The sequence below is a fragment of the Streptomyces sp. 1-11 genome, assembly GCF_007176755.1.
Taxonomy (GTDB): Bacteria; Actinomycetota; Actinomycetes; order Streptomycetales; family Streptomycetaceae; genus Streptomyces.
This window is the reverse complement of sequence record NZ_BJTV01000017.1, coordinates 59,259-85,071: the sequence shown is the minus strand read 5'-3', so window position 1 is coordinate 85,071 and position 25,813 is coordinate 59,259. Positions and strand designations below refer to the sequence as shown.

At 72.4% G+C, this 25,813-nt stretch carries 23 protein-coding genes and 1 riboswitch; of the genes, 17 read left to right on the top strand and 6 right to left on the bottom strand.

What is annotated here, in order from left to right:
• The first annotated feature begins 136 nt into the window (after positions 1 to 136).
• The 4 genes from TNCT1_RS29395 (at position 137) to TNCT1_RS29380 (ending at position 5,199) form a co-directional block, all read left to right on the top strand.
• The gene (locus TNCT1_RS29395; RefSeq protein WP_143638104.1) at positions 137 to 1,624 is read left to right on the top strand and encodes an amino acid permease; all 1,488 of its coding nucleotides are present in this window, start codon (positions 137 to 139) and stop codon (positions 1,622 to 1,624) included.
• Positions 1,625 to 1,651: 27 nt separating this feature from the next.
• Positions 1,652 to 2,104, top strand: coding sequence for an Lrp/AsnC family transcriptional regulator (locus TNCT1_RS29390; RefSeq protein ID WP_143638102.1), 453 nt, complete (start codon positions 1,652 to 1,654; stop codon positions 2,102 to 2,104).
• A 556-nt stretch (positions 2,105 to 2,660) separates the two neighbouring features.
• Positions 2,661 to 3,449 (top strand): carbon-nitrogen hydrolase family protein, encoded by a 789-nt coding sequence (locus TNCT1_RS29385; protein WP_143638100.1) that lies wholly within the window; start codon positions 2,661 to 2,663, stop codon positions 3,447 to 3,449.
• Positions 3,450 to 3,501: 52 nt separating this feature from the next.
• Positions 3,502 to 5,199, top strand: a complete 1,698-nt coding sequence (locus TNCT1_RS29380; RefSeq protein ID WP_143638098.1) for an NAD(P)/FAD-dependent oxidoreductase — start codon at positions 3,502 to 3,504, stop codon at positions 5,197 to 5,199.
• Positions 5,200 to 5,337: 138 nt separating this feature from the next.
• On the opposite strand, the gene TNCT1_RS29375 is transcribed toward TNCT1_RS29380, so the two are convergent.
• The 3 genes from TNCT1_RS29375 to TNCT1_RS29365 form a co-directional block, all read right to left on the bottom strand.
• Complete coding sequence (locus TNCT1_RS29375; RefSeq protein ID WP_143638096.1) at positions 5,338 to 6,267, bottom strand: LLM class F420-dependent oxidoreductase; 930 nt, start codon at positions 6,265 to 6,267, stop codon at positions 5,338 to 5,340.
• 98 nt (positions 6,268 to 6,365) lie between these two features.
• Complete coding sequence (locus tag TNCT1_RS29370) at positions 6,366 to 7,052, bottom strand: DUF5995 family protein (protein WP_143638094.1); 687 nt, start codon at positions 7,050 to 7,052, stop codon at positions 6,366 to 6,368.
• Between the two features lie 134 nt (positions 7,053 to 7,186).
• Complete coding sequence (locus tag TNCT1_RS29365; RefSeq protein WP_143638092.1) at positions 7,187 to 8,578, bottom strand: uracil-xanthine permease family protein; 1,392 nt, start codon at positions 8,576 to 8,578, stop codon at positions 7,187 to 7,189.
• Between the two features lie 192 nt (positions 8,579 to 8,770).
• On the opposite strand from TNCT1_RS29365, the gene TNCT1_RS29360 reads away from it, so the two are divergent.
• A complete protein-coding gene (locus TNCT1_RS29360) occupies positions 8,771 to 9,229 on the top strand; it encodes a thioesterase family protein (RefSeq protein ID WP_143638090.1) in 459 nt (152 codons plus the stop codon).
• On the opposite strand, the gene TNCT1_RS29355 is transcribed toward TNCT1_RS29360, so the two are convergent.
• Complete coding sequence (locus tag TNCT1_RS29355) at positions 9,189 to 10,403, bottom strand: MFS transporter (RefSeq protein WP_143638087.1); 1,215 nt, start codon at positions 10,401 to 10,403, stop codon at positions 9,189 to 9,191. The genes TNCT1_RS29360 and TNCT1_RS29355 overlap by 41 nt on opposite strands.
• Before the next feature lie 120 nt (positions 10,404 to 10,523).
• Between TNCT1_RS29355 and TNCT1_RS29350 the strand changes: the two genes are divergently transcribed.
• The 10 genes from TNCT1_RS29350 to TNCT1_RS29305 all read left to right on the top strand — a co-directional run bounded on the left by TNCT1_RS29350 (position 10,524) and on the right by TNCT1_RS29305 (position 19,836).
• Positions 10,524 to 11,771: an ROK family transcriptional regulator gene (locus TNCT1_RS29350; protein WP_143638084.1), complete on the top strand. Its 1,248-nt coding sequence runs from the start codon at positions 10,524 to 10,526 to the stop codon at positions 11,769 to 11,771.
• A 416-nt stretch (positions 11,772 to 12,187) separates the two neighbouring features.
• Positions 12,188 to 12,318: riboswitch (FMN riboswitch) on the top strand.
• Between the two features lie 156 nt (positions 12,319 to 12,474).
• Entirely contained in the window at positions 12,475 to 13,080 is a 606-nt protein-coding gene (locus TNCT1_RS29345; RefSeq protein WP_143638081.1) for a riboflavin synthase, read from the top strand.
• Positions 13,077 to 13,718, top strand: a complete 642-nt coding sequence (locus TNCT1_RS29340) for a nicotinamide mononucleotide transporter family protein (protein WP_143638079.1) — start codon at positions 13,077 to 13,079, stop codon at positions 13,716 to 13,718. The genes TNCT1_RS29345 and TNCT1_RS29340 overlap by 4 nt, the downstream gene beginning before the upstream one ends.
• Positions 13,715 to 15,028, top strand: a complete 1,314-nt coding sequence (locus TNCT1_RS29335) for a bifunctional 3,4-dihydroxy-2-butanone-4-phosphate synthase/GTP cyclohydrolase II (protein WP_143638076.1) — start codon at positions 13,715 to 13,717, stop codon at positions 15,026 to 15,028. The genes TNCT1_RS29340 and TNCT1_RS29335 overlap by 4 nt, the downstream gene beginning before the upstream one ends.
• Before the next feature lie 22 nt (positions 15,029 to 15,050).
• Entirely contained in the window at positions 15,051 to 15,536 is a 486-nt protein-coding gene (gene ribH, locus TNCT1_RS29330; RefSeq protein ID WP_143638073.1) for a 6,7-dimethyl-8-ribityllumazine synthase, read from the top strand.
• Between the two features lie 34 nt (positions 15,537 to 15,570).
• Entirely contained in the window at positions 15,571 to 15,843 is a 273-nt protein-coding gene (locus tag TNCT1_RS29325) for a phosphoribosyl-ATP diphosphatase (RefSeq protein WP_019983911.1), read from the top strand.
• A 53-nt stretch (positions 15,844 to 15,896) separates the two neighbouring features.
• Positions 15,897 to 16,745, top strand: a complete 849-nt coding sequence (hisG, locus tag TNCT1_RS29320; protein WP_143638070.1) for an ATP phosphoribosyltransferase — start codon at positions 15,897 to 15,899, stop codon at positions 16,743 to 16,745.
• A 15-nt stretch (positions 16,746 to 16,760) separates the two neighbouring features.
• Positions 16,761 to 17,213, top strand: coding sequence for a PH domain-containing protein (locus TNCT1_RS29315; RefSeq protein WP_143638068.1), 453 nt, complete (start codon positions 16,761 to 16,763; stop codon positions 17,211 to 17,213).
• Positions 17,214 to 17,419: 206 nt separating this feature from the next.
• Positions 17,420 to 18,754 carry a hemolysin family protein gene (locus TNCT1_RS29310; protein ID WP_143638066.1) on the top strand — a complete coding sequence of 445 codons (1,335 nt, stop codon included), beginning with the start codon at positions 17,420 to 17,422 and terminating at the stop codon, positions 18,752 to 18,754.
• On the top strand, positions 18,751 to 19,836 hold the full coding sequence (locus tag TNCT1_RS29305; protein WP_143638064.1) for a hemolysin family protein: 1,086 nt from the start codon (positions 18,751 to 18,753) through the stop codon (positions 19,834 to 19,836). The genes TNCT1_RS29310 and TNCT1_RS29305 overlap by 4 nt, the downstream gene beginning before the upstream one ends.
• Positions 19,837 to 20,028: 192 nt before the next feature.
• On the opposite strand, the gene TNCT1_RS29300 is transcribed toward TNCT1_RS29305, so the two are convergent.
• Positions 20,029 to 21,891, bottom strand: coding sequence for an AAA family ATPase (locus TNCT1_RS29300; protein ID WP_143638062.1), 1,863 nt, complete (start codon positions 21,889 to 21,891; stop codon positions 20,029 to 20,031).
• A 431-nt stretch (positions 21,892 to 22,322) separates the two neighbouring features.
• Entirely contained in the window at positions 22,323 to 23,006 is a 684-nt protein-coding gene (locus TNCT1_RS29295; protein WP_235902957.1) for a uridine kinase, read from the bottom strand.
• A 210-nt stretch (positions 23,007 to 23,216) separates the two neighbouring features.
• Here TNCT1_RS29295 and TNCT1_RS29290 point away from each other — a divergent pair, with 210 nt between their 5' ends.
• Positions 23,217 to 24,173, top strand: a complete 957-nt coding sequence (locus TNCT1_RS29290; RefSeq protein ID WP_174266494.1) for a hypothetical protein — start codon at positions 23,217 to 23,219, stop codon at positions 24,171 to 24,173.
• A 42-nt stretch (positions 24,174 to 24,215) separates the two neighbouring features.
• Positions 24,216 to 25,757 carry an amino acid permease gene (locus tag TNCT1_RS29285; protein ID WP_143638060.1) on the top strand — a complete coding sequence of 514 codons (1,542 nt, stop codon included), beginning with the start codon at positions 24,216 to 24,218 and terminating at the stop codon, positions 25,755 to 25,757.
• Positions 25,758 to 25,813 lie beyond the last annotated feature (56 nt).

Below are 25,813 nucleotides of genomic sequence, written 5' to 3'. Positions count from 1 at the left end.
TACGCCCGCGAAGCCGCGCCTCGTAGGGTGCTGCGCTGTAGGTGGCGTGGCGGGGACTCCGCTCGGCGGGTTCCTGCCCTGACGGGCTTCCGCCGGTCCTCGTACGTCCTGACCGGCAGCGATAAGGAGCCCGCGCGTGCTCGACCAAGGCGCACCCCCGCAAGAGCAGAGAACGGCCGCCCCCGCGTCCCCGGGCGTCGCCGCGCGCCTCATGCGCCGCAAGCCAGTGGAACGCCTGGTCGCGGAGGGCGGCCAGGGCGAGGGAGGGTCGCTGCGGCGGTCCCTCGGACTGTGGCAGCTGACCATGATCAGCATCGGGGCCACCCTCGGCACCGGCATCTTCGTCGTCCTCGGCGAGGCCGTGCCCAAGGCGGGTCCGGCCGTCACCCTCTCCTTCGTGATCGCCGGGCTCACCGCGCTGTTCTCGGCCCTGTCCTACGCGGAGCTGGCGGGCACCATCCCGGTCGCCGGATCCTCGTACTCGTACGCATACGCAACCATGGGCGAACTGATCGCCTGGGTCTGCGGCTGGTGCCTGCTCCTGGAGTACGGTGTCTCGGTCGCCGCCGTCGCCGTCGGCTGGGGCGAGTACCTCAACGAACTGCTCGACGGCACCATCGGCGTGACCATCCCGGACGCCCTGTCGGCCCCGCCCGGCGACGGCGGCGTCTTCAACCTGCCCGCGCTGATCGTCGTGCTCCTCGCCATGGCGTTCCTGCTCGGCGGTGCCAAGGAGTCCGCACGCGCCAACACGATCATGGTCTGCGTGAAGATCGCCGCGCTGGTCCTGTTCTGCGCCATCGGCTTCATGGGCTTCAAGTCCGGCAACTACGCGCACTTCATGCCGCTGGGCATGGCGGGCGTCAGCGCGGCCGGCGCCACGCTGTTCTTCTCGTACATCGGCTTCGACGCCGCCTCCACCGCCGGTGAGGAGGCGAAGAACGCCCAGCGGGACCTGCCGCGCGCGATCATGCTGTCCCTCGTGATCGTGACCGCGCTGTACGTGCTGGTCGCGGCCGTCGCCGTCGGCGCCCGGCCCTGGCGGAAGTTCAACGACTCCGAGGCGGCGCTCGCCCGGATCATGACGGACGTCACCGGCCAGAGCTTCTGGGGCACCCTGCTGGCCTTCTGCGCCGTCATCGCCATCGCGAGCGTCGTCCTGACCGTGCTCTACGGCCAGACCCGCATCCTCTTCGCCATGTCCCGCGACGGCCTGGTGCCCAAGGTGTTCGCCAAGGTCCACCCGAAGACCGGCGCGCCCCGCGCCAACACGGTGATCGTGTCGCTGTTCTGCGGCGTCCTCGCCGCCGCCATCCCGCTGGGCCAGCTCGCCGACGCCACCAGCATCGGCACCCTCTTCGCCTTCGCCCTGGTCAACGTGGCCGTGGTGGTGCTGCGCCGGACCCGTCCGGACATGCCGCGCACCTTCCGGGTCCCGCTCACACCGGTGCTGCCGGCGCTGGGCTTCGCCTTCTGCGTCTGGATGATGGGGAGCCTGTCCACCGTCACCTGGGTGGTCTTCGGTGTCTGGATGGCGGTCGGGCTCGTGTTCTACTTCGGATACGGCTATCGCCGTTCCCGCCTCGCGACCTCCGCGGACGTCGCGGTGGCGGCGCAGAAGTGACCGACCCGGAGAAATGAACCACCCCCCGTGCTGAACGATCTCGACGAACGCATCGTGCACGCCCTCGCCGAGGACGCGCGCCGCTCCTACGCGGACATCGGGCAGCTCGTCGGCCTGTCCGCGCCCGCCGTCAAGCGGCGCGTGGACCGGCTGCGGGCCACCGGAGCCATCACCGGGTTCACCGTCCGGGTCGACCCGGCGGCGCTCGGCTGGGAGACCGAGGGGTTCGTCGAGGTCTACTGCCGTCGCAACACCTCCCCGGAGACCATCCAGCGCGGCCTGGAGCGCTACCAGGAGGTGGTGGCCGCGTCGACCGTCACCGGCGACGCGGACGCGATCGTCCAGGTCTTCGCCTCCGACATGCGCCACTTCGAGCGGGTCCTGGAGCGCATCGCCGGCGAGCCGTTCGTGGAGCGGACCAAGTCGGTGCTGGTGCTGTCACCGCTGCTGCGCCGCTTCTCCTCGGGCGCTCCGGGTTAGGGCCGGGCCGACGGTTCCCGCCGCGGGCTGATCCGGCGCGGACCGTCAGACAGGCCCTGGAGCCCGGAAAGGTCCTGGAGCCCCGCACCCCCGGCCGGGCCGCTGGCTCCGTCGCCGGTCCCGGTCCGGGGCTCTGGAGGCCCGCACCCGCGGCCGCGCCGCTGGCTCCGTCGCCGGGGCCCTGGAGCCCCGCACCCCCGGCCGGGCCACCGGCTCCGTCGCCGGTCCCGGCCCGCCCCGGGAACTCGTACAGCGCCCGCCTGAGCCGCGGCGAGCGGCGCAGACCGATCGCCCACCGCCCTCCCGGCGGCCCGACTCCCGCGCCTCGCTCACGCGGTGGCGGCCCGCCTCCCCGTCCGGTGCGGAAACCGCGGTGTGACCTGCGCCCCAGGGCACGCCCGGGCTCCCGCGCGGGGCGCGCAACGAATCGCCGTCCGGCCGTCCCGCCACGCAACGAACCGCGCACCGGCGCGCAACGGCTCCTTCTTGTCCGCCCGAGCGCGCCGACCGTACCTTCTAACTGGCCCCCCAAACCCCCTTCCCGGTGAGGAAACGCATGCGCACCGCCCTGCTCCAGAGCTCCGGCCGCCCCGGTTCGATCGCCGAGAACCTCAAGGTCCTCGACGAGGCCGCCGGGCGGGCCGCCGCCGCGGGCGCCGCGCTGCTGGCCGCGCCGGAGATGTTCCTCACCGGGTACGCGATCGGTGACGACATCGCCCGCTTCGCCGAGCCCGCCGACGGCGACTCCGCCGACGCGATCGCCGAGATCGCCGGCCGGCACGGACTGGCGATCGCCTACGGCTACCCCGAGCGCGACGGCGACACCGTCCACAACTCCGCCCAGCTCATCTCCGCCGACGGCACCCGGCTCGCGAACTACCGCAAGACCCACCTCTTCGGCGGTTTCGAGCGCGACCACTTCACGCCCGGCGAGCAGCCGGTCGTCCAGGCCGAGCTGAACGGGCTGACCGTGGGCCTGATGATCTGCTACGACGTCGAGTTCCCGGAGAACGTCCGGGCGCACGCCCTCGCCGGTACCGACCTCCTGGTCGTGCCGACGGCGCAGATGCACCCCTTCCAGTTCGTCGCCGAGTCCCTGGTACCGGTGCGGGCCTGGGAGAGCCAGATGTACGTGGCGTACGTCAACCGGGTCGGCCGCGAGGGCGAGTTCGAGTTCGTCGGCCTGTCGGTCCTGGCCGGCCCCGACGGCGTCGCCCGCGCCCGCGCCGGCCGCGAGGAGCAGCTCGTCCTGGCCGACGCCGACCCGGCGTTCCTGGCCGCCTCCCGCGAGGCCAACCCGTACCTGAAGGACCGCCGCCCCGGTCTGTACGGATCCCTCGTCTGATCCCCCTTCCAGCTTCCCCAGATCCACCCCCCGCGCAAGGAGTCCGTACCCCATGACGTCCACCGTGCCCAACGCCGTCGAGCACGCAGACGAGCAGCAGCCGCCGATCACCATGTTCGGCCCGGACTTCCCTTACGCCTACGACGACTTCCTCGCCCACCCGGCGGGCCTCGGCCAGATACCGGCGACCGAGCACGGCGCCGAGGTCGCCGTCATCGGCGGCGGCCTGTCCGGCATCGTGGCCGCGTACGAGCTGATGAAGATGGGCCTCAAGCCCGTCGTCTACGAGGCCGACCAGATCGGCGGCCGGCTGCGCACGGTCGGTTTCGAGGGCTGCGACGAGTCGCTGACCGCCGAGATGGGCGCCATGCGCTTCCCGCCATCCTCCACCGCGCTGCAGCACTACATCGACATGGTGGGCCTGGAGACCCGGCCCTTCCCGAACCCCCTCGCCGAGGCCACCCCGTCCACCGTGGTCGACCTCAAGGGCGAGTCGCACTACGCCGAGACCATCGACGACCTGCCCCAGGTGTACCGGGACGTCGCCGAGGCGTGGAACCGGTGCCTCGAGGAGGGCGCCGACTTCTCCGACATGAACCGCGCCATGCGCGAGCGTGACGTCCCGCGGATCCGCGAGATCTGGGCGAAGCTCGTCGAGAAGCTCGACAACCAGACCTTCTACGGCTTCCTCTGCGACTCCGAGGCCTTCAAGTCGTTCCGGCACCGTGAGATCTTCGGCCAGGTCGGCTTCGGCACCGGCGGCTGGGACACCGACTTCCCCAACTCCATCCTGGAGATCCTGCGGGTCGTCTACACCGAGGCCGACGACCACCACCGCGGGATCGTCGGCGGCTCCCAGCAGCTGCCGCTCCGGCTCTGGGAGCGCGAGCCGCAGAAGATCGTCCACTGGCCGTACGGCACCTCGCTGAAGACCCTGCACGTCGACGGCGAGCCCCGCCCCGCCGTGACCCGGCTGCACCGCACCGCGGGCAACCAGATCACCGTCACCGACGCCGACGGCGACATCCGCACCTACCGGGCGGCCGTCTTCACCGCCCAGTCCTGGATGCTGCTGTCGAAGATCGCCTGCGACGACTCGCTCTTCCCGATCGACCACTGGACGGCGATCGAGCGTACCCACTACATGGAGTCCTCGAAGCTCTTCGTACCGGTCGACCGGCCGTTCTGGCTGGACAAGGACGAGGACACGGGCCGGGACGTCATGTCGATGACGCTCACCGACCGCATGACGCGCGGCACCTATCTGCTGGACGACGGCCCGGACAAGCCGGCCGTGATCTGCCTGTCCTACACCTGGTGCGACGACAGCCTGAAGTGGCTGCCGCTGTCCGCGAACGAGCGGATGGAGGTCATGCTGAAGTCGCTCGGCGAGATCTACCCGAAGGTGGACATCAGGAAGCACATCATCGGCAACCCGGTGACCGTCTCCTGGGAGAACGAGCCCTACTTCATGGGCGCGTTCAAGGCCAACCTGCCCGGCCACTACCGCTACCAGCGGCGCCTGTTCACGCACTTCATGCAGGACCGGCTGCCCGAGGACAAGCGGGGCATCTTCCTCGCCGGCGACGACATCTCCTGGACGGCCGGCTGGGCGGAGGGCGCGATCCAGACCGCGCTGAACGCGGTCTGGGGCGTCATGCGCCACTTCGGCGGCGAGACCGACCCGACCAACCCGGGCCCGGGCGACGTCTACGACGAGATCGCCCCGGTGGAACTGCCCGAGGACTGACCGGGACACCGGCCCGGACCGCGTGCACCGGGCCGGCGGCGCCCACGGCCGGTCCCGGGGCCGGGTTCAGGTCCCGGCCCGGGGCCGGGCCCATGTCGAGGCTCCCGGCCGGGCTCAGGTCCCGGCTTCCGGCCGGGCTCAGACCCCGGCCGCCCGCGCCTTCTCGAACACCTCGGCGGCCACGTCCTTCAGCTCCTGGGCGTCGCGCGGGGTGCTCTGCAGGTCCACCAGGATCTCGTCCAGGCCGATCTCCGCGTGCTCGACCAGATCCTCGACGATCTGGTCGGCGTCGCCCTGGAACGGCCGCCGGCCGTCGCCGTGGAAGGGCTCGGCCGAGTGCGCCGCGTTGACCCGCAGCACGGTCCGGATCGGCTCCTCACGGCCGCGTTCGGCGGCCAGCTCCCGCAACTCGGCCCACTGGGCGCTGATCTGCTCGACGCCCGTGCCCACCGGGAGCCAGCCGTCCGCGTGGTCCACCAGACGCCGCTTCGCGCGCCGGCCGCTCGCCGCGAGCAGGATCGGGATCGGCCGGGCCGGCTTGGGGCCGACCACCGCCGAGGAGATCCGGGTGATCCGGCCCTCGTGCACGACCGGGTCAGGGCCCCACACCGCCCGGCACACGTCGATCAGCTCGTCCAGCACCTGCCCGCGCTCCTCGAAGGGCCGTACGCCCGTCGCCGCGTACTCGTCGTGGGACCAGCCGGTGCCGAAACCGGCGAGCACCCGGCCCCCGCTCGCCGCGTCCAGCGTGGCCAGGGACCTGGCGAGCTGGAAGGGCAGGTGCAGCGGCGCGACCAGCACGCTGGAGCCCAGCAGGACGCGTTCGGTGGCGGCGGCGGCGAGGGTCAGGGTGACCAGCGGCTCGGCGACGCCGCGGTAGGAGTCGGGCCAGGGGAGTCCGGGGATGTCGTAGAGGCCCTGGCCGGCGGGCTCCGGGAACAGGGCGCGCTCGTACACCCAGAGGCTGTCGTATCCGATCCGCTCCGCGGTGCGCGCCACGTCGGGCACGTCCCTGCCCAGGTCGTACTGCCGGTTCTGCGGGAGGCCGAGGCCCAGCCGGGTAGCCATGTGCCGTGAGCTCCTTCGCCGTCGGTTGCCGCTTCAACCTACAGAGGCCGCCGCCGGATTCCGGGAGGCCCGGCGGAGGTCGGCCGGAACCGACCGGTTCAGTCGCCGAACGGCGTCAGCAGCATCCGGCCCGCGAAGCCGACCGCCGCGTCGAGGCGTTCGGCGAACTCCCCGGCGAGGTCCCCGCAGTGGCGCAGCGCCCACAGCGCCCGGGCCGCCGCCCAGGTCGCCTCCCGGGCCCGCTCCAGGCTCCAGGAGCCCAGCAGATGGGTGATCGGATCGGCGATCTCGAGCAGGTCGGGGCCCGGCATCAGATCCTCGCGGACGCGTTCCTCCAGCGAGGCGAGGAGATCGCCCACCCGGTCGAACTCGTCCTCCAGATCGGCCGGTTCGCAGCCGAGCGTGCGGCAGGTGTCCACCACGGCGAGCGCCAGGTCGTGCCCGATGTGGGCGTTGACGCCCGCGAGCGCGAACTGCAGCGGCCGTACCCCGGGATGGCGGCGGAACTGGAACAGGGGCCGCCAGCAGGCGGGCGGACGCAGGCCCCGGGCCACCGCGTCCACCGCGGCCAGGTACCGCTCGGCGAACCGCACGTCCAGCGTGGCCGCCGCGCGCCGGTCCGCGAACACCCCCGCGCCCAGGCACCGGCCGACCTCCTCGGTGACGGCGAGGTAGACGCGGTTGAACACGGCGACCCCGTCCCGCTCGGGCAACTCCGCGTCGAGGGCCCGCATCCGGGCGAGGACGGCGTCGACGGGAGCGGTGAGGTGTTCCAACTGCGCCATGGGGGAAGGGTCGCAGCCCCGCCCCCGCCCGCGCGCCGACCGGCCCGGTGCTTCCCCGGAACGGGGGAACGCCGGGCCGGCGGCGGGAACGGCGCCGAGCGCGGGACGCGGACGGAGCCGGGGGAGGCGGACGTCTACGGCTCGGCGCGCCGGCCGCTCTCGTCGTAGCTGGACGTGCCCTCGTCCAGCAGCGGCTCCTGCGTCTTGAGGTGGGGCGGCGCGAAGGCGCGCAGCGCGTGGTAGCCGGTGATGACGACCAGGGTGCCGAGCGCGATGCCGCTGAGCGAGAAGGTGTCGGTGAACTTCATGGTGACGTTGCCGACGCCGATGATGATGCCCGCGGCGGCCGGCACCAGGTTCAGCGGGTTGCGCAGGTCGACCTTGGCGTTGATCCAGATCTGCGCGCCGAGCAGGCCGATCATGCCGTAGAGGATGACGGTGATGCCGCCGAGCACCCCGCCCGGGATCGCGGCGACGACCGCGCCGAACTTCGGGCAGAGGCCGAACAGCAGCGCGAAGCAGGCCGCGGCCCAGTAGGCGGCGGTGGAGTAGACGCGGGTCGCGGCCATCACGCCGATGTTCTCGGAGTAGGTGGTGGTCGGCGGGCCGCCCACCGCGGTCGACAGCATCGAGCCGACGCCGTCCGCGGAGATCGCCGTGCCCAGCTTGTCGTCCAGCGGGTCGCCGGTCATCTCCCCGACCGCCTTGACGTGTCCGGCGTTCTCCGCGATCAGCGCGATGACGACCGGCAGGGCGACGAGGATCGCCGACCACTGGAACGACGGTCCGTGGAAGGAGGGCAGGCCGATCCAGTCGGCCTTGGAGACGCCGGAGAGGTCCAGCCGCCAGTGGTCGGTGAGCCTGCCGCTCGCGTCCACCGAGTGGATCTTGCCGAAGACGCGGTCGAAGACCCAGGAGAGCCCGTACCCGAGGACCAGCCCCAGGAAGATCGCGATCCGCGACCAGAAGCCGCGCAGGCAGACGACCGCCAGTCCGGTGAACAGCATCACCAGCAGGGCCGTCCACTGGTCCTGCGGCCAGTACGTCGAAGCGGTCACCGGGGCCAGGTTGAAGCCGATCAGCATGACCACCGCGCCGGTGACGATCGGCGGCATGGCGGCGTGGATGATCCGCGCGCCGAACCGCTGCACCGCGAGTCCCACCAGGAACAGCACGAAGGCGACCACCAGGACCGCACCGGTCACGGTGGCGCTGGTACCGCCCTGCGCCCGGATGACCGCGGCCACGCCGACGAAGGACAGGGAGCAGCCGAGGTAGCTCGGGACCCTGCCCCGGGTGGCGAGCAGGAAGATCACGGTCGCCACGCCCGACATCATGATCGCGAGGTTCGGATCGAGGCCCATGAGCACGGGGGCCACGAAGGAGGCTCCGAACATCGCCACGACGTGCTGGGCGCCCAGGCCCGCCGTGCGCGGCCAGGAGAGCCGTTCGTCGGGGCGTACCACCGCTCCGGGCGCGGGCGTACGCCCGTCACCGTGCAGCTTCCAGCGCACGCCGAGGTCCATGGTGGGGTTTCGCTTTCTCTGTACGTACCGTTCCAGACCATTGTCAGGGGTGCCGGGCGGCTCCCCGCCCACCGGGCGGCGCACGTGCACCGGGTTCGCGGGCCTGACCTGCGGTGACCGGCCGGGCTGCTGAGCGGTCGCTTAGTATGGGACGGTCCGTGCCGCCCCGTCCCGTCGCCCAGGAGCACCACCGTGACCGCCGAAGCCCCGACCGCCCCCGCCGTCACCCACGGCCGGCTGATCCCCGTCACCGTCCACTTCGACGACCTCGACGCGCTCGGACTGCTGCACAACGCCCGCTACCCGCTCATGGTCGAGCGCGCCTGGACCGAGCTGTGGAACGAGCACGGCGTCCGCTTCGACGGCGACTGGCACGCCGCGGGCGACGCCTGCAACGCCGTCCGCGAACTGACCATCGGCTACGAGGCGCCGGTGACCCGCCCGGGCGTCTACGCCGTCCACCTCTGGCTGGAGCGGCTCGGCACCACCGGCCTCACCTACGGCTTCCGCTTCTGCTCGGCCGACGGCACGCTGACCTACGCGCGCGGCACCCGCGTCCTGGTCCGGCTGGACGCGGCGACGCTGCGTCCGGCGCCGTGGAGCGAGAGCTTCAGGGCCGTGGGCCGGGAACTGCTTCGGCCCGCGGACTGACCTCGCCGGAGCCGCCGCGCTCGGCGGTGCGCAGCACACCCGCGAACACCGCGAGACCGCAGGCCAGCACCGTCACCACACAGAACGAGACCATCAGATCGGTCGCCTGCGCCACACCGCCGATCAGGCTGGGCGCGATCAGCCCCGAGGTGTACGTGATGGTCGCCACGCCCGCGATGGCCTGACTGGGGTTGGGACCGGCGTGCCCGGCCGCCGCGAAGCACAGCGGTACGACGACCGCGATGCCGAGCCCCATCAGCGCGAAGCCGGCCATCGCCACCGCCGGGTGCCCGGCGAGGACGACCAGCAGGCCGCCGAGCCCGGCCAGCACACCGCCGGCCCGTACCGTGCGCACCGCCCCGAAGCGGTTCACCACCGCGTCCCCGGCGATCCGGGCCACCGCCATGGTCAGCATGAACCCGGTCGTGCAGGCGGCCGCGACCCCGGCCGAGCTGTCCAGCCGGTCCCGCAGGAACACCGCGGACCAGTCCAGGCTCGCCCCCTCCGCGAACACCGCGCAGAAACCGACCGCGCCGATCAGCAGCGCCGAGCGGGGCGGCAGCGCGAACCGCGGAGGCGGCTCCTCGTCCTCGGCGGGCTGCAGGTCGAGCACCCACGAGCAGGCCACCAGACCCAGCACGGTGAGGACGGCCGCGGCCAGCGCGAAGTGCAGGCGCGCGTCGGAGCCGAGATGCGCGGCGAGCGTGCCGGCCGCCGAGCCGACGAGCGCGCCCGCGCTCCACATGCCGTGCAGACCCGACATGATCGACTTGCCGAGCAGCCGCTCCACCTCGACACCCAGCGCGTTCATCGCGACGTCGGCCATGCCCGCGCTCGCGCCGTAGGCGAACATCGCCAGACACAGCGTGTACATGTTCGGCGCCAGGGACGGCAGGACCAGCGACAGCGTCCACAGTGCGAGCAGTCCGCGCAACGCCGTACGGCTGCCGAAGGAGTGGCTGATCCGGCCCGCCAGCGGCATCGCGCACGAGGCGCCGAACGCCGTGAAGGCCAGGGCGAAGCCGAGCTGCCCCGCGCTCAGCGAGGCGTGCTCCTGCACCCAGGGCACCCGGGTGGCGAAGGAACCGGTCACGGCGCCGTGCACGGCGAACACGGCCGCCACGGCGTACCGGGCGCGCCTCACCTCGTCACGTGAACGGCTCACGTCACCCATGTTCCAGTCCCTCCCCGGGGGTCGCGCGCGGCGCCGTCGCCGCACCGGCGTAAACTATCAGGGACCCTGCCTGATAGATAGTAGGCAACTCGGCCGCGCACGTCTGGGAGGATGCCCGTCATGCCCGCATCACCGAGCACCGCCCGGGCCATCAACGACCGGCTCGCCCTGCGCCTGCTGCAGCAGGAAGGCCCGCTGACGGCAGGGCAGTTGAAGCAGCTGACCGGACTGTCCCGGCCCACGGTCGCCGACCTCGTCGAGCGGCTCACCGCCTCCGGTCTGATCACCGTGGTGGGGGAGTCCGGCGAGCAGCGCCGCGGTCCGAACGCCCGGCTGTACGGCATCGTCGCCGGCCGTGCCCACCTGGCCGCGCTGGATGTGCGCACCGAAGGCGTCTTCGTGCTGGTCTCCGACCTCGTGGGCCGGGTGCTCGCCGAGGGCTCCGCGCCGATCGGCGGCGACACCGGGACCGGGCCCGCGGTGGAGCAGGCGGTGACGGCGGTGGAGCGGACGGTCAAGGAGGCCCAGGCGGCGGGCGCGCCCCCGCCCGAGGGCGTCAGCGCGTGGGGGAGGCTGCACACCGTCGGGATCGGGGCGCCGGGCCTCGTCGACCCCGCCACCGGTGACCTGCGCGACTCCGGCGGCCTGCCCGCCTGGCACCGCCGGCTCGCCGCGGCCCTCCAGGAGCGGCTGCCCGAGGCGCGGGTGAGGGTGGAGAACGAGACCAACCTGGCCGCCCTCGCCGAGCAGCGCGAGGGTGCCGCCCGCGACCGGGACACCTTCGTCCTGCTCTGGCTCGGCCACGGCGTCGGCGCCGCGGTCGTCCTGGACGGCACCCTGCGCCGCGGCGCCTCCGGCGGCACCGGCGAGATCGGCTTCCTGCCGGTCCCGGGTACGCCGACCCTGCCCTCGGCCACGGACTGCGACGGCGGCTTCCACTCCCTGGCCGGAGCGGCGGCGATCGCCCGGCTGGCCGGGGAGCACGGTCTGCCGGCGGCCGGGCCCGCGGACGGGCCGGGCGTGGCGGTGGTGGTGCGCACGGCCGTGGCGCGGGCGACGGACCCGGACGGCGGACCGGCCGGGACCTTGGCCGAACGCTTCCTCGACGCCCTCGCCGGCCGGATCGCCATCGGGGCCGCCTCCGTCGTCTCCATCCTCGACCCGGGCTGCGTGGTCCTGGGCGGGGAGATCGGGCAGGCCGGGGGAGCGGCGCTCGCGGAGCGCGTCGCCGAACGGCTGCGCCGGATGTCTCCGCTGGCCACCGAGGTCCGGGCCGGCCACCTCGGCGGGGGCGCGGTCCTGCGCGGCGCTCTGCTGACGGCCCGGGACCGGGCCCAGGACGAACTGTTCGCCCCGGCCGACCGCTAGGTCGTGTCGCGCTCTGGGTCGCTCGTCTGCGGCATACCCGGCTTGCGGGCCCTTGCGCGGCGCCTTGCCGCACCGGACGCCGTGTGCCCGCCCGTCGGTCGACGGGGCCGCTCTCACAACAGGCCCCAGGCGGGGGCGCATTCCGGCGGGGGCCCTGCGGACGCGGCCGGGCGGGGTGGCGGCCTCGAAGCCGACTCGGGCCCCGCTGGGCCGACTTGGGCGGCCCGGCGGCGGGCAAGGGCCGTCGTCACCGCCGCCGGGCCCGCCCGCACCCTAAGAGGACTAGACCAGTGCGGTCAATGGTCCGGACCAATTGGCCGCAGCGCGGCACCCGGCCCGGTGGTCTGTGAGTCACTCCACACCGCTCACCCGTCTGGACCCTTGCCGGCCGTGGCACACTGGCCCTGTACCAGAAGCAGCGCACTCCGGGGTCGGTGAAAGTCCGAACCGGCGGTTACAGTCCGCGACCCGGTCGCTTCCAGCGGCCGGTTGACCAGGTGAAATTCCTGGACCGACGGTTAAAGTCCGGATGGGAGGCAGTGCGCGGCGGGCGGGCATGCTCCCATGCGCGTCGCCGTATCTGGGCTCGTCCGCATGCGGACGGGTCCCTGTCCGGCGTCGCCCCGGAGTCGTCCTCCCGTTCATTCTGTCGTCTTCGACAGGCCCCGGAGTCCGTGCCCCATGAGGCAGGAGGACCCGGGAAGTGTTCACCGGAATCGTCGAAGAACTGGGTGAGGTCACCGCCGTCGAGAATCTCGGCGACGCGTCCCGCTTCCGGCTCCGCGGCCCCGTCGTCACCGAGGGCGCGCGGCACGGCGACTCCATCGCCGTGAACGGGGTCTGTCTCACCGTCGTCGACCGCGAGGGCGACGAGTTCACCGCCGACGTCATGGCCGAGACGCTGAACCGCTCCAGCCTGGGAGCGCTCGGCGTGGGCTCCCGCGTGAACCTGGAGCGCCCCACCGCGGTGGGCGCGCGCCTCGGCGGGCACATCGTGCAGGGCCATGTGGACGGCACCGGGCAGGTCCTGGAGCGCAAACCGTCCGACAACTGGGAGATCGTGAAGATCTCGCTGCCCGCGGACCTCGCCCGCTACGTTGTGGAGAAGGGCTCCATCACCGTCGACGGCATCAGCCTCACCGTCGTCGACGCCGGCCCCGACTTCTTCACCGTGAGCCTCATCCCGACCACCCTCGCCCTGACCACGCTCGGCCACAAGCAGCCCGGCGACCCGGTCAACCTCGAGGTCGACGTCATCGCCAAGTACGTGGAGCGGCTGCTCGCGGCCGGACAGGGGGACGGCAAGTGAACTGGATGAACTCCGAGGCCTTCACGCTCTTCGGCCAGCACATCATCTGGTCCGACATGATCGGCAACACCCTCGGCCTCATCACCCTGGCCCTCGGCTGGCGCCGCTCCCTGTGGACCTGGCCCGTGCAGTTCCTGTCCGGCCTCGTCCTCTTCGGCGCCTTCTACGGCCACCTCGCCGGCAGCGCCGGCAAGCAGGCCGTCGTCATGGCCGTCGCGCTGTACGGCTGGTGGCAGTGGCAGCGCAGGAAGGACCGGGCCGCGGACGGGCACATCGCCCCCCGGTTCGCCAGCTGGACCGAGCGGGCGGCGATGCTCGGCGCCGCCGCCGCCGGAACCGTCGCCGTCGCCCTGCTGTTCAAGGCCTACCCGTCCCTCTCCTGGGACCCCTGGCCCGACGCCTACATCTTCGTCGGCACCGTCGTCGCCATGTACGCCCAGGCCAAGGGAATGGTCGAGTTCTGGATCGCCTGGCTGCTCGTCGACCTCGTCGGGGTACCCCTCAACTTCGCCAACGGCTACGCCTTCTCCGGGTTCGTCTACGTCATCTACGGCGCACTCGTCCTGTGGGGCATGCGCGACTGGTGGCTGCGCTCCCGCAAGGACGCGCGGCCCGTTCTGGAAGGAGCGCCCGCATGAACTCGGCACCTCTGCTCCACGGCACCGACCGCATCGAGGACTTCCGGCTCGACCCGGTCGAACAGGCCGTCGCCGACATCGCGGCCGGCCGCCCGGTCGTGGTCGTCGACGACGAGGACCGGGAGAACGAGGGCGACCTCGTCATCGCCGCCGAGAAGGCCACCCCCGAGATCGTCGCCTTCATGATGAGCGAGTGCCGGGGCCTGATCTGCGCCCCCATGGAGGGACCGGAGCTGGACCGGCTGCGGCTGCCGCAGATGGTCGAGGACAACACCGAGTCGATGAAGACCGCCTTCACCGTCTCCGTGGACGCCTCCGCCGCGCACGGGGTCACCACCGGCATCTCGGCCGCCGACCGCGCCGTGACGCTCCAGCTGCTGGCGAGCGGCACCGCCGGGCCCACCGACCTGGTCCGCCCCGGCCACGTCTTCCCGCTGCGCGCCAGGCCCGGCGGAGTGCTCACCCGCAACGGCCACACCGAGGCCGCCGTGGACCTCGCCCGGCTCGCGGGCCTGCGCCCGGCCGGCGCCATCGTGGAGATCGCCGGCGAGGACGGCCGGATGCTGCGGCTGCCCGAGCTGATCCCGTTCGCCCGCAAGCACGGCCTGACGATCATCTCCATCGAGGACCTGATCGCCTACCGCCGCAGCAGCGAGCCCACCGTCCGGCGCGAGGCCGAGACCCGGCTGCCCACCCGGCACGGCACGTTCACCGCCTACGGCTACCGGTCCACCGTCGACGGCGTCGAGCACGTCGCCCTCGTCCACGGCGAGATCGGCGACGGTGAGGACGTGCTGGTCCGCCTCCACTCCGAGTGCCTCACCGGCGACGTCTTCGGCTCCCTGCGCTGCGACTGCGGCCCGCAGCTCGACACGGCCCTGGAACGCATCCAGGCCGAGGGCCGGGGCGTGGTCGTCTACCTGCGCGGACACGAGGGGCGCGGCATCGGCCTGCTGTCCAAGCTGCGCGCCTACCAACTGCAGGAACAGGGCCACGACACGCTGGACGCCAACCTCGAACTCGGCCTGCCCGCGGACGCCCGCGACTACGGCGCGGGCGCGCGCATCCTCGCCGACCTCGGGGTGCGCGGCGTCCGGCTGATGACCAACAACCCCGACAAGACCGATGCGTTGGTGCGCCACGGACTGAAGGTCACCGGCCGCGAGGCGATGCCCGTGCAGGCGGGCGAGCACAACCTGCGGTACCTGCGCACCAAGCGGGACCGGATGGGACACGATCTGCCGTGGCTGGACGCCCCGGCCGTGGCCGCCTCGGCGGCCTCGCCCGCGTCCACCTGCGGCAACCAGTAAGCGAACGGCACAGAGGAGAGATGTGAGCGGCAAGGGTGCACCGGAGCTGTCCGTACGGGGCGCGAGCGACCTCAGGGTCGCCGTCATCGCGGCGCAGTGGCACGAGAAGGTGATGGACGGCCTGGTGAACGGCGCCCTGCGCGCCCTGCACGAGCTGGGGATCGACGAGCCGACCCTGATCCGGGTCCCCGGCAGCTTCGAGCTCCCGGTCGCCGCCAAGGCCCTCGCGGGCCGCGGCTACGACGCCGTGGTCGCGCTCGGCGTCGTGATCCGCGGCGGAACCCCCCACTTCGACTATGTGTGCCAGGGCGTCACCCAGGGCCTCACCCAGGTCTCGGTCGAGACCGGCGTCCCCGTCGGCTTCGGCGTGCTCACCTGCGACACCGAGGAACAGGCCCTGGACCGGGCCGGCATCGAGGGCTCCAGCGAGGACAAGGGCCACGAGGCGGTCACCGCGGCGGTCGCGACCGCGACGACGCTCCGCTCGGTATCCGAACCCTGGCACTGAGGAGCCGCCCGCACCGCGTAGGGTGGGCATCACCATGTCCAAGAAGACGTTCGAGGAGCTCTTCACCGAGCTCCAGCACAAGGCCGCCCAGGGCGATCCCGCCACCTCCCGCACCGCAGAGCTGGTCGGGAAGGGGGTCCATGCCATCGGCAAGAAGGTCGTCGAGGAGGCCGCCGAGGTCTGGATGGCCGCCGAGTACGAGGGCAAGGAGGCGGCCGCCGAGGAGATCTCGCAGCTGCTGTACCACGTCCAGGTGATGATGGTCGCCCGCGGCATCTCCCTGGACGACGTCTACGCCCACCTCTGAGCCGCACCGGCTCGCGATCCCCGCTCCGACCCAACGCAAAGGAAGCCGACCTCATGCTGCGCATCGCCGTCCCCAACAAGGGTTCCCTGTCCGGCCCTGCGGCGGAGATGCTCCATGAGGCCGGCTACCAGCAGCGCCGCGAGTCCAAGGAGCTGCGGATCGTCGACCCGGTGAACGAGGTCGAGTTCTTCTACCTCCGCCCCCGCGACATCGCGATCTACGTCTCCTCCGGCCGGCTCGACATCGGCATCACCGGCCGCGACCTGCTGGTCGACTCCGGCGCCGACGCCGAGGAGATCCTGCCGCTCGGGTTCGCCCGCTCCACCTTCCGCTTCGCCGCCAAGCCCGGCACCGCGACGGACCTGGCGGACCTCAAGGGCCGCACCGTCGCCACCTCCTACGAGGGCATCGTCGCCGGGCACCTCGCCGACAGCGGCGTCGACGCCTCCGTCGTGCACCTCGACGGCGCCGTGGAGACCGCGATCGAGCTGGGCGTCGCCGAGGTCATCGCCGACGTCGTCGAGACCGGGACCAGCCTGCGCAACGCGGGCCTGGAGGTGTTCGGCGAGCCCATCATGAAGTCCGAGGCCGTCGTCATCCGCCGCACCGGCGCCGACGTCGAGGAGCCCAAGGTCCAGCAGTTCCTGCGCCGCCTCCAGGGCGTCCTGGTCGCCCGGACCTACGTGATGATGGACTACGACTGCCGTGTCGAGCAGCTCGAGAAGGCCGTCGCGCTCACCCCCGGCCTCGAGTCGCCGACCGTCTCCCCGCTGCACAACGAGGGCTGGGTCGCCGTCCGCGCCATGGTCCCCGCCAAGGAGGCGCAGCGGATCATGGACGACCTCTACGAGATCGGCGCCCGGGCCATTCTGACCACCGCCATCCACGCCTGCCGCCTGTAAGGGACACGCGAACAGATGTCCGAGCCTCCCACCCTCCCCGTGACCTTTCGGCCGGGCCACACGCGGGTGATCCTGCTCACCGCCGGTGTGGTGATCCTCCTGGTCATCTCGGGGGTCGCCCTGCTGCTCGACCTCGGTCCCGGCGAGCGGGCCAGCTTCTTCGTCACCGGCGCGCTCATCTTCTGGGCGCTCGCCCAGCTCGCCCGGATCAAGGTGGTCGCCGACGAGTCCGGCGTCACCGTCGTCAACATCGCCAGCAGACGCCGTCTGGCCTGGGCGGAGATCCTCCAGGTGAACCTCCGTCCGGGCGATCCCTGGGTGTTCCTCAACCTCAGCGACGGCACCAGCCTGCCCGCGCTCGGCATCCAGCCGGGGCTCGCCAAGCAGCGCGCCATCGCCGACGCGCAGGCCCTCCGGGCGCTCGCCGAGGCCCGCTCGACGGCCGCCTCCGGTGAAGATCGGGGATGACTCGGGGGCATTCGCCCTGCCACAGTTCCCCGTGTCTTGATTAATCTGGAGACGGAGGCGTTTTCGTCGCGCCTCCACCCCTGTGGCGCCGCGCCCGGTGCACAGGGGTTCCTGCTACCCGAGGAGTGACCCCCTCCGGCGATGGACGGATCGTCCTGTAGTACCTGCGCCGCCCCCTCCCCACAGCTCATGGAGGCGGCGGCATCATGACCACCCCCTTGCTGCTCCTCGCAGCGGCCTTCCTGCTGATCCTGGCCAACGGCTTCTTCGTGGCCGCCGAATTCGGCCTGGTGACGGTCGAGCGCCCCGACGCCGAGCAGGCCGCCGCCGACGGCGACAAGCGCGCCGGCACGGTCGTGGAGTCGCTGAAGGAGCTCTCCTTCCAGCTCTCCGGCACCCAGCTCGGCATCACCATCACCTCCCTGGTCGTCGGCATGCTCGCCGAACCGGCCCTGGCCGCGCTGCTGCGCGGCCCGTTCACGGCGATCGGCGTCCCTCAGGGCGCCGTCTCCGGTGTGGCCGTGGTCACCGGCATGCTGCTGGCCTCCGCGATCCAGATGGTGATCGGCGAACTCGTGCCCAAGAACTGGGCGGTGTCGCGGCCCCTCCAGGTCGCGCGCTTCGTCGCGGGCCCCCAGCACCTGTTCTCCCGGCTGTTCCGCCCGGTGATCTCCGCGCTGAACACCGTCGCCAACCGGCTGGTGCGCGCCCTCGGCGTCGAGCCCGCCGACGAGCTGGCCTCCGCCCGCACCCCGGGCGAGCTGGTCTCCCTGGCCCGGCACTCCGCGCAGGCCGGCGCCCTGGAGCAGGACACGGCCGACCTGTTCGTGCGCACCCTGTCCCTCGGCGAGCTGACCGCGCAGCACGTCATGACCCCCCGGGTGAAGGTCAGCGCCCTGCAGGACTCGGCCACCGCCGAGGATGTGGTCAACCTGACCCGGGCCACCGGCTTGTCCCGCTTCCCCGTCTACCGGGAGAAGATCGACGACGTGGTCGGCATGGCCCACCTCAAGGACGCGCTCGCGGTCCCCGCGGCCGACCGGCTGCGTACCCCGGTCGGCCGAATCGCGCGCAGGGCGCTCCTGGTGCCCGAGACGCTGCCCGTGCAGCCTCTGCTCGCCCGGCTGCGCAGCGAGCAGCCCATCGCGGTCGTCGTGGACGAGTACGGCGGGACGGCCGGCGTGGTCACCCTGGAGGACATCGTCGAGGAGCTCGTCGGCGAGGTCCGTGACGAGCACGACGCCAAGGACGCCCCGGAACTGGCCCCCGCCCCGCCCGAGGACGGCCGGCCCGCCTGGGACGTGGACGGCGGCTGCCGCGTCGACATCCTCAGGCGCATAGGCCTCGACGTGCCCGAGGGGCCCTACGAGACCGTCGCCGGACTCGTCGCCGACCTGCTCGGCCGCATCCCGGCCCCCGGCGACCGGGCGGAGCTGCCCGGCTGGCGGCTCGCAGTCCGCCAGGTGGGCCACTACCGCGCCGAGCGGGTCCGCCTGGTCCGCACGGCCCCGGCCGTGAACGTCATGGAGGCCGTCCGATGAGCGTCTTCCAACTGGTCCTCGCCGCACTGCTCGTGCTCGCCAACGGATTCTTCGTCGGCGCCGAGTTCGCGATCGTCTCCGTCCGCCGCAGCCAGATCGAGCCGCTGGGCACGGCCCGGGCCCGGCAGGTGCTGTACGGCCTGGAGCGGCTGCCGCAGATGATGGCCGCCGCCCAGTTCGGCATCACCGTCTGCTCGCTGACCCTCGGCGCGGTCGCCGAGCCCACGGTCGCGCACCTGCTGGAGCCGGTGTTCGAGTGGATCCACCTGCCGGCCGGCATGGTCCACCCGCTCGGCTACGTCATCGCCCTCGCCGCGGTGGTCTTCTTCCACCTCGTCATCGGCGAGATGGTGCCGAAGAACCTCGCGATGGCGGCCCCCGAGAAGGCCGCGCTCTGGCTCAGCCCGGGGCTCGTCGCCTTCGCCCGGGTGTGCCGGCCGATCACGGTGGCCCTCGGCGCCTGCGCCCAGGGCATCCTGCGGCTGTTCCGCGTCGAGCCCAAGGACGAGGTCGAGGCCGTCGTCACCAGCGAGCAGCTCAACCGCCTGCTGGAGGACTCCGGCCAGGCGGGCCTGCTGGATCCCGAGGAACAGGAGCGCCTGGAGGACGCGCTGGAGCTGGGCTCGCGCCCGGTGACGGACGTCCTGCTGCGGCGCGAGTCCCTGATCACGGTGCCGCCGTCGGTCACCCCGGGGGAGATCGTCGAGCTGACCGCCCGCACCGGCTACTCCCGCTTCCCGGTCGCGGCGGCGGACAAGGGCCCCTTCATGGGATACGTCCACGTGAAGGACGTCCTGGACCTGGAGGACTCCGACCGGGCCGTCCCCCAGCACGTGTGGCGGCCCATGACCACGCTCCGCGCGGAACTCCCGCTGGACGACGCCCTGACCGTCATGCGCCGGGCGGCCACCCACCTGGCCCAGGTCGCCGACGCCTCGGGCCGGATCCTCGGCCTGGTGGCCCTGGAGGACGCCCTGGAACTCCTGGTCGGCGAGGTCCGCGACCCGGCCCACCGCGAACTGCCGGACACGGAACTCACCGAACCCAGAGCGACCGGAGACCCGGAACAGGCCATGGCCTGACCCCCACGATGGTGCGGCACCCCAGCGCACCACCGCCACCCGGGCGGCACCGCCGGGCCCGCGGCCGCCGGCACCCGTGCCGACGCGGCCGCGGGCCCGGCGGTGCCGCCCGGCCCCGGGTCGACCCGGCCCCGGGCACGCCTGCCGCGGCGGGCGGGACCCTCCCGCGGGACCCGCCCGGCGGCCGGCCCCCTACAGAGCCGACGGATCCTGCGGCCCCCGCCCGGACAGCACCTCGCCGTACGCCTGCATCAGATCCGGCAGCCGCAGCGTCGCCAGGTCCCCCCGGGACAGCGCCCCCGGATACCCCGAGAGCCGCAGGTCCCGGTACGCACAGCTCTTCTCGTACAGCGTCCGCAGGAACCGCCCGTTCCCCAGCTCGTCGATCCAGCCCTGGTCGACCACGTGCCCCGCGACGGACCGCAGCTCCTCCAGCGCCTCCTCGTCCCACACGTCCCCGTTCTCCGCCGCGAGCACCCGGCCGATCTCGGTGAGCTCCAGCGGCCGGTAGGAGGGGAAGTCGACCCGTGTGGTGAAGCGGGAGGAGAGGCCGGGGTTCGCGGTCAGCAGCCGGTCCATGCCCTCCGGATAGCCGGCCAGGATCACCACCAGGTGGTCCCGGTTGTCCTCGGCCCGCTTCAGCAGCACCTGCAGCGCCTCGTCGCCGTACGCGTCCCCCTTGCCGTACCCGGAGTTGGACAGCGAGTACGCCTCGTCCACGAACAGCACCCCGCCGATCGCGGAGTCGATCAGCTCGTTGGCCTTCACGGCCGTCTGCCCCAGGTACTCCCCGACGAGGTCGGCCCGCTGCGCCTCGACCAGGTGGTCGCCGCCGAGCAGCCCCAGCGCGTAGAACACGCGTCCGAGGATCCGCGCCACCGTGGTCTTCCCGGTCCCCGACGGCCCGGAGAAGACGAAGTGCCGCTTCGGCGGCTGCACCGGCAACCCCTGCCCGGCCCGCAGCCGCGCCATGTTCAACTGCGCGGACAGCGCTTTGACCTGGCGCTTGACAGGTTCGAGCCCCACCATCCGCTCCAGCTCGGCGAGCGCCTCCTCCAGCAACGCGGGGTCGGTCGGCCCGGCCGGCAGGACGGAGGAGGGCGCCCCGCTCTTCACCCGCACCATCGGGTCGGAGACCGACGGCAGCGGCCCGGTCGGCAGGTCAGGCTCCGTCAGCCGCAGATCACGGCCCTCCGTGCCGAACAGCGGATCGAGCGTGTCCGGCCCGTCCAGGACGTCCGCCCCGGTACCGGTCAGGGTGATCGCCGCGAGGCCGGCCGGATCGTCGAACCCGTCGCCCTCGGCGATCGCCGCCAGCCGGGCCGAGGTGTCCATGAAGGCGGGGTCGATGCGGTGCACCGCCCGGTACAGGGGCAGCGCGGCGGCGCTGCGGCCGGTGCCCTCGTGCGCCCGCGCCAGCCAGTACCGCAGCTCCTTGCGCTGCGGCTGCTCGCTGCGGCAGCGCATCAGTGCCGCCGCGAGCAGCGGCTCCGCCTGGCCGTACATCTCCAGGCGGACCCGGGCCATGCCGCCGAACAGGCCGGCCTCGATGCCGAGCAGGGCGTCGTCGAGCAGCGGGTCGGTGTGCCGTACGAGCTGGTCCCAGTCCTTGACCAGGTAGGCGCGGCAGGCATGCAGGAAGCGGACCTGCGGGTCGGTGTCCACCGGGGGCAGTCCGGCGAGCGCCCGGTCCAGCTCGGGGACGTGCCGGCCGTCCAGCCAGTGCGAGGCGTGCGCCAGCAGCAGATCGCGGGGGCTCTCCAGCACCGGCTGCACCCACCAGCCAAGCCAGTACCAGGAGTTGAGGGCGCGGCGGTGCCGGGCGCGCTGCTCCCCGAAGCGGTCCCGGTGCCGGTACATCCGCAGCAGCGCGGTGGTCGTGTCGACCCGCAGCGCGTGCAGTCCGAGCCAGGCGTCCGCCATCCCCGGGTCCATCCGGACCGCGACGCGGAACTCCTCCTCCGCCTGGGGATAGGCGCCCATCGTGTAGGCGTCCACACCTCGCAGCCAGGCGAGGTCGGCCGGGGCCTCGGGGCCCTGCGTGCCGAAGTCCATCACGTCCCCCACAGACCGTGCCCCCGTTGGTTCACCGCCGGGCAGTCGCCCGACGGCCGCCGCGGTCGAACCGCCAAGCCGCGGACCGGAGTTGCAGGTGCGCGAGGCAGTCGCTCGAAGGCCGCACCGAGGGCATCGTACCCGTGGTGCCACCGCGTGCCGAAGGGTGCCGCACGGCCCGTTCGGCGAGGTGGGAGCAGACGGGGCGCACCCGAAATGGTGACCCACGGTGAGCGATTCGGTGCACGGGACGGCCGCGAGGGCGGTCCAGAGGCAGAACGAAGCCCCCGATCACGGGGGAACAACCGGGGGCTTCGCGTCTGCGGGCGGCCCGCAATGGCCGCACATTGAGAACGTAAGACCTGTACGGCTCCCGGGTCAAGCGGACCCGGGGCACTCAAGGAAGTTCCCCCGCACGGGTCTTGGCGCGCTCACCGGACGGCGGAAGGGCCGTCACCGTGAGTGATGACCGGGTCCGCTCCAGGGCGGTCCGAGGGCCCCGGCAGCACCTCGTATCCCCCGGGTGTCTGGTGCACCAGGAGGTCCGCGTGGGGGCGCGAGGGGTCCGCGGCGAAGTGCGCGTGCTCCGCCTCGACCCACCGGGCCCAGAACTCGCGCTGCTCCTCACCGTCCCGCAGCCGGCCGCGCGCCCAGGACTCCTCCCGCGGCAGTTCCATCCACAGCAGATGTGCCAGATGCGGCCGCAGGGCGCGGCGGCCGGCGCCGACCCCCTCGACGACGATCACGGGCGCGGGCGGCAGCGGCCGCGGCGGGCCGAACGTCCGGGCGCGCCAGTCGTAGGGGGTGCAGTGAGCGCTCTCGCCGCGCGACAGCGGGTCGATCACCTGCGCGGTCAGCCGCTCGGTCCACTCGAAGAGCCGCTCGTGGCTGGCGAAGTCGTCCAGGTGGAGCACCGGCGCTCCGCCCAGCGCGGCGGCCAGCCGTCCGGCGAAGGTGGATTTGCCGGACCCGGCGTGCCCGTCGACGGCGATCAGGCGGACCGGCCCCAGCGACGGGGGCAGTCCGCGCAGCCGGGCGGCGAGGTCGTGAATGGTGCTTCCCGAGGTGTGGTGCGGTGCGCGGCGTTTTCCGCAATCAGTGTAGGCGCGACACATAGCGGCGCCTCCACCGGGCCGGCGCGGGGGCGGGAGGGGCGAGAAGAAGTCACTTTTTGAACTACTGGCCGACAATCGGCCATTCCCAAGGATTGGGCGGCCGAATCCGCTGACCGATATGTGAAATTCGGCGTTCCGGGCACGGCGGCCGCTGAGTAAGGTGCCTCCTGCGCGAGTGCGGCGCATCGTAACGGGGACGGACAGGAGAACATGGCCGCGGAGTTATTCGAGGGGCAGTACGTGTGGCATCCGGCGGCCGACGACCGGGTCCTGGCGCGCGTATGCGTCGATGTGCGGGCCGGCCGTTATCGGAGTGCCGGCGAAGCCCTCACCGAGACCCGTTCCGACTTCGCCCTGCGGGCCCACCGCTCGCTGGTGCTGGCCTCCGAGGCCGCCGGCACCGACCTCGTCGAGCGCTGGCTGGCCGAGGAGCCGACGCCCGAGGCGGCGCTGCTGTGGGCCCGGGTGGCCGTACAGCGCGCGATGCGGGCCGCCGACGCGCGCGACGAACGGGCCGAGGCGCTGGAGCGCATAGCGCTCACCGCCTGCGACCGGGCCGCCGCCCTGGCCCCGGACGACCCCACCCCGTGGGTCGCCAAGCTCACCATGGCCCGGCTGCACCGGCTGCGCGACCCCGCCCCGCAGGGGCTGCTGACCGCCCCGCCCGGTCCGTGGCGGCTGTTCGCGCACGTACTGTCCCTGGACCCGTGGCACCGCGAGGGCCACCACCGCTTCCTGTCCTGCTTCTTCACCCGCCACGGCGGCTCGGTCAACGCGGCCTGGGACGTGGCCGCCTTCCTCAGCCAGCGGGCGCCCGCCGACTCCGCCCTGCGGCTGCTGCCGCTGGTCGCCCTGGTCGAGAGCTACAACCCCACCCAGCTGCTCGCCGACCGCGTCTGGGAGCAGCCCCAGTGGCGCTCCACCGCACTCGCGGCCTACCACAACTGGCTGCCCTCGGTGGCCGGATACCGCTTCACCCCGGTGCTCGACCTGGCCTACCTCGCGCACGCGCTGGTCATGGCCCAGTGCGGGTTCGAGGCCCGGGCGGTCTTCACGGCGATGGGCCCGTACGCCTCGCGCATGCCCTGGAGCGCCTTCGGCGAACCCGCCGAACAGCTCTCCCGGGCCCGGCGCGGCTGCGGCCTGCCCGTCCCGGGACCCGCCTGACCCCGTACCTGCTCCGCCCCCCACCAAGAGAAAGGTCGATCTGTGTCGGAACGGATATCGGCTCCACGGGCGAACGCCCGCGGGGGAGAGGACGCGGTCGTGCTCGACGACGACGCGACCCTGCACGCGATGGGTTATCCGCGGAAACTCACCCGCCGTTTCAAGGCGTTCGACAATTTCGCGATCTCCTTCACCATCATCAACGTCCTCTCCGGTATTTTCTCGTCCTTCGGATTCGGCATGAACGCGGGCGGCCCCCGTATTCTCGTGTTCGGCTGGATCGGCGTCTCGGTCATGGTGCTGTTCATCGGCTCGGCGATGGCGGAGGTGGCTTCGGCGTATCCGACGAGCGGTGCGCTGTATTTCTCGGCGGGCAAACTCGCCAAGCGGCACAAGGGCGCCTGGTCCTGGTTCACCGGCTGGCTGAACTTCGTGGGCCAGATCGGCGGCACCGCCGCCACCGGCTACGCGGCGGCCACGTTCATCCAGGCCTTCGTGGCCCTGCAGTGGGCCTCGTACCGGCCGACCGCGCACCAGACCGTCCTGATCACGGCAGTGATCATCGTGGCCCAGGGGCTCGCCAACACCTACACGGTGCAGCTCGTCGCCGTGCTGAACCGAATTTCCGTGTGGTGGCTGCTGATCGGACTCGTGGTGATCGTGACCGCACTCATCGTGATGCCCGACCATCACCAGTCCGCGTCCTTCGTGACGCATTTCGAGAACAACACCGGCTTCACCAACGGACTTTACGGCGGCATGCTCGGCCTGCTGGTCACGAGCTGGACGTTCACCGGCTTCGACGGCAGCTTCCACATGTCCGAGGAAACGGTCCAGGCGACGGTCAACGCACCGAAGGGCATCACCCGTGCCATCGGCTATTCGGCGATCACCGGCCTGATCCTCATGCTCGCGCTGGTCTACAGCATCAGCGACTACGGCAAGGTGGCCGGTTCGGCCGCGCCGCCCGTCCAGATCCTCATCGACGGCCTCGGCCTCGGCGCGGCCAAGGTGATGCTCCTCATCGTCATCGGCGCCATGCTCTTCTGCGGTCTCGCCAACCTCACCAGCAACACCCGGCAGATCTTCGCCTTCTCGCGGGACGGCGCCATGCCCGGCTCCCGCTGGTGGCACACGGTCTCGCTGCGCACCCGGACGCCGGTCAAGGCGGTGTGGCTCGCGGTGGGCTGCTCGCTCGCCCTGGTGATCCCCGGCTGGTGGTCGCACACGGCGTTCACCGCCATCGTGAGCGTCAACGTGGTCGGGCTGTTCCTCGCCTACGCCGTGCCGGTCTTCCTGCGGCTGCGGCTCGGCGACGAGTTCCAGCCCGGTCCCTGGCACCTGGGCCGCTGGGGCAAGCCGATCGGCTGGCTCGCGGTGACCTGGATCCTGCTCAGCAGCGTGCTGTTCATGCTGCCGCAGGCCTCGCCCATCACGGTCGACTCCTTCAACTACGCGCCGATCGCGCTGGCTGTCGTCCTGCTCGTGGCCACGGTCTGGTGGTTCGCCACCGCCCGCCGCCGCTTCCAGGGGCCGGTCAGCTACGGCCGCCCCGACGAGGTGGCCGCGATGGACCTCATCTGACTCACGGGCCGGCTCGTCCGGTCCGCCGAACGGCACGGCCCCGGCGCGGCACACCT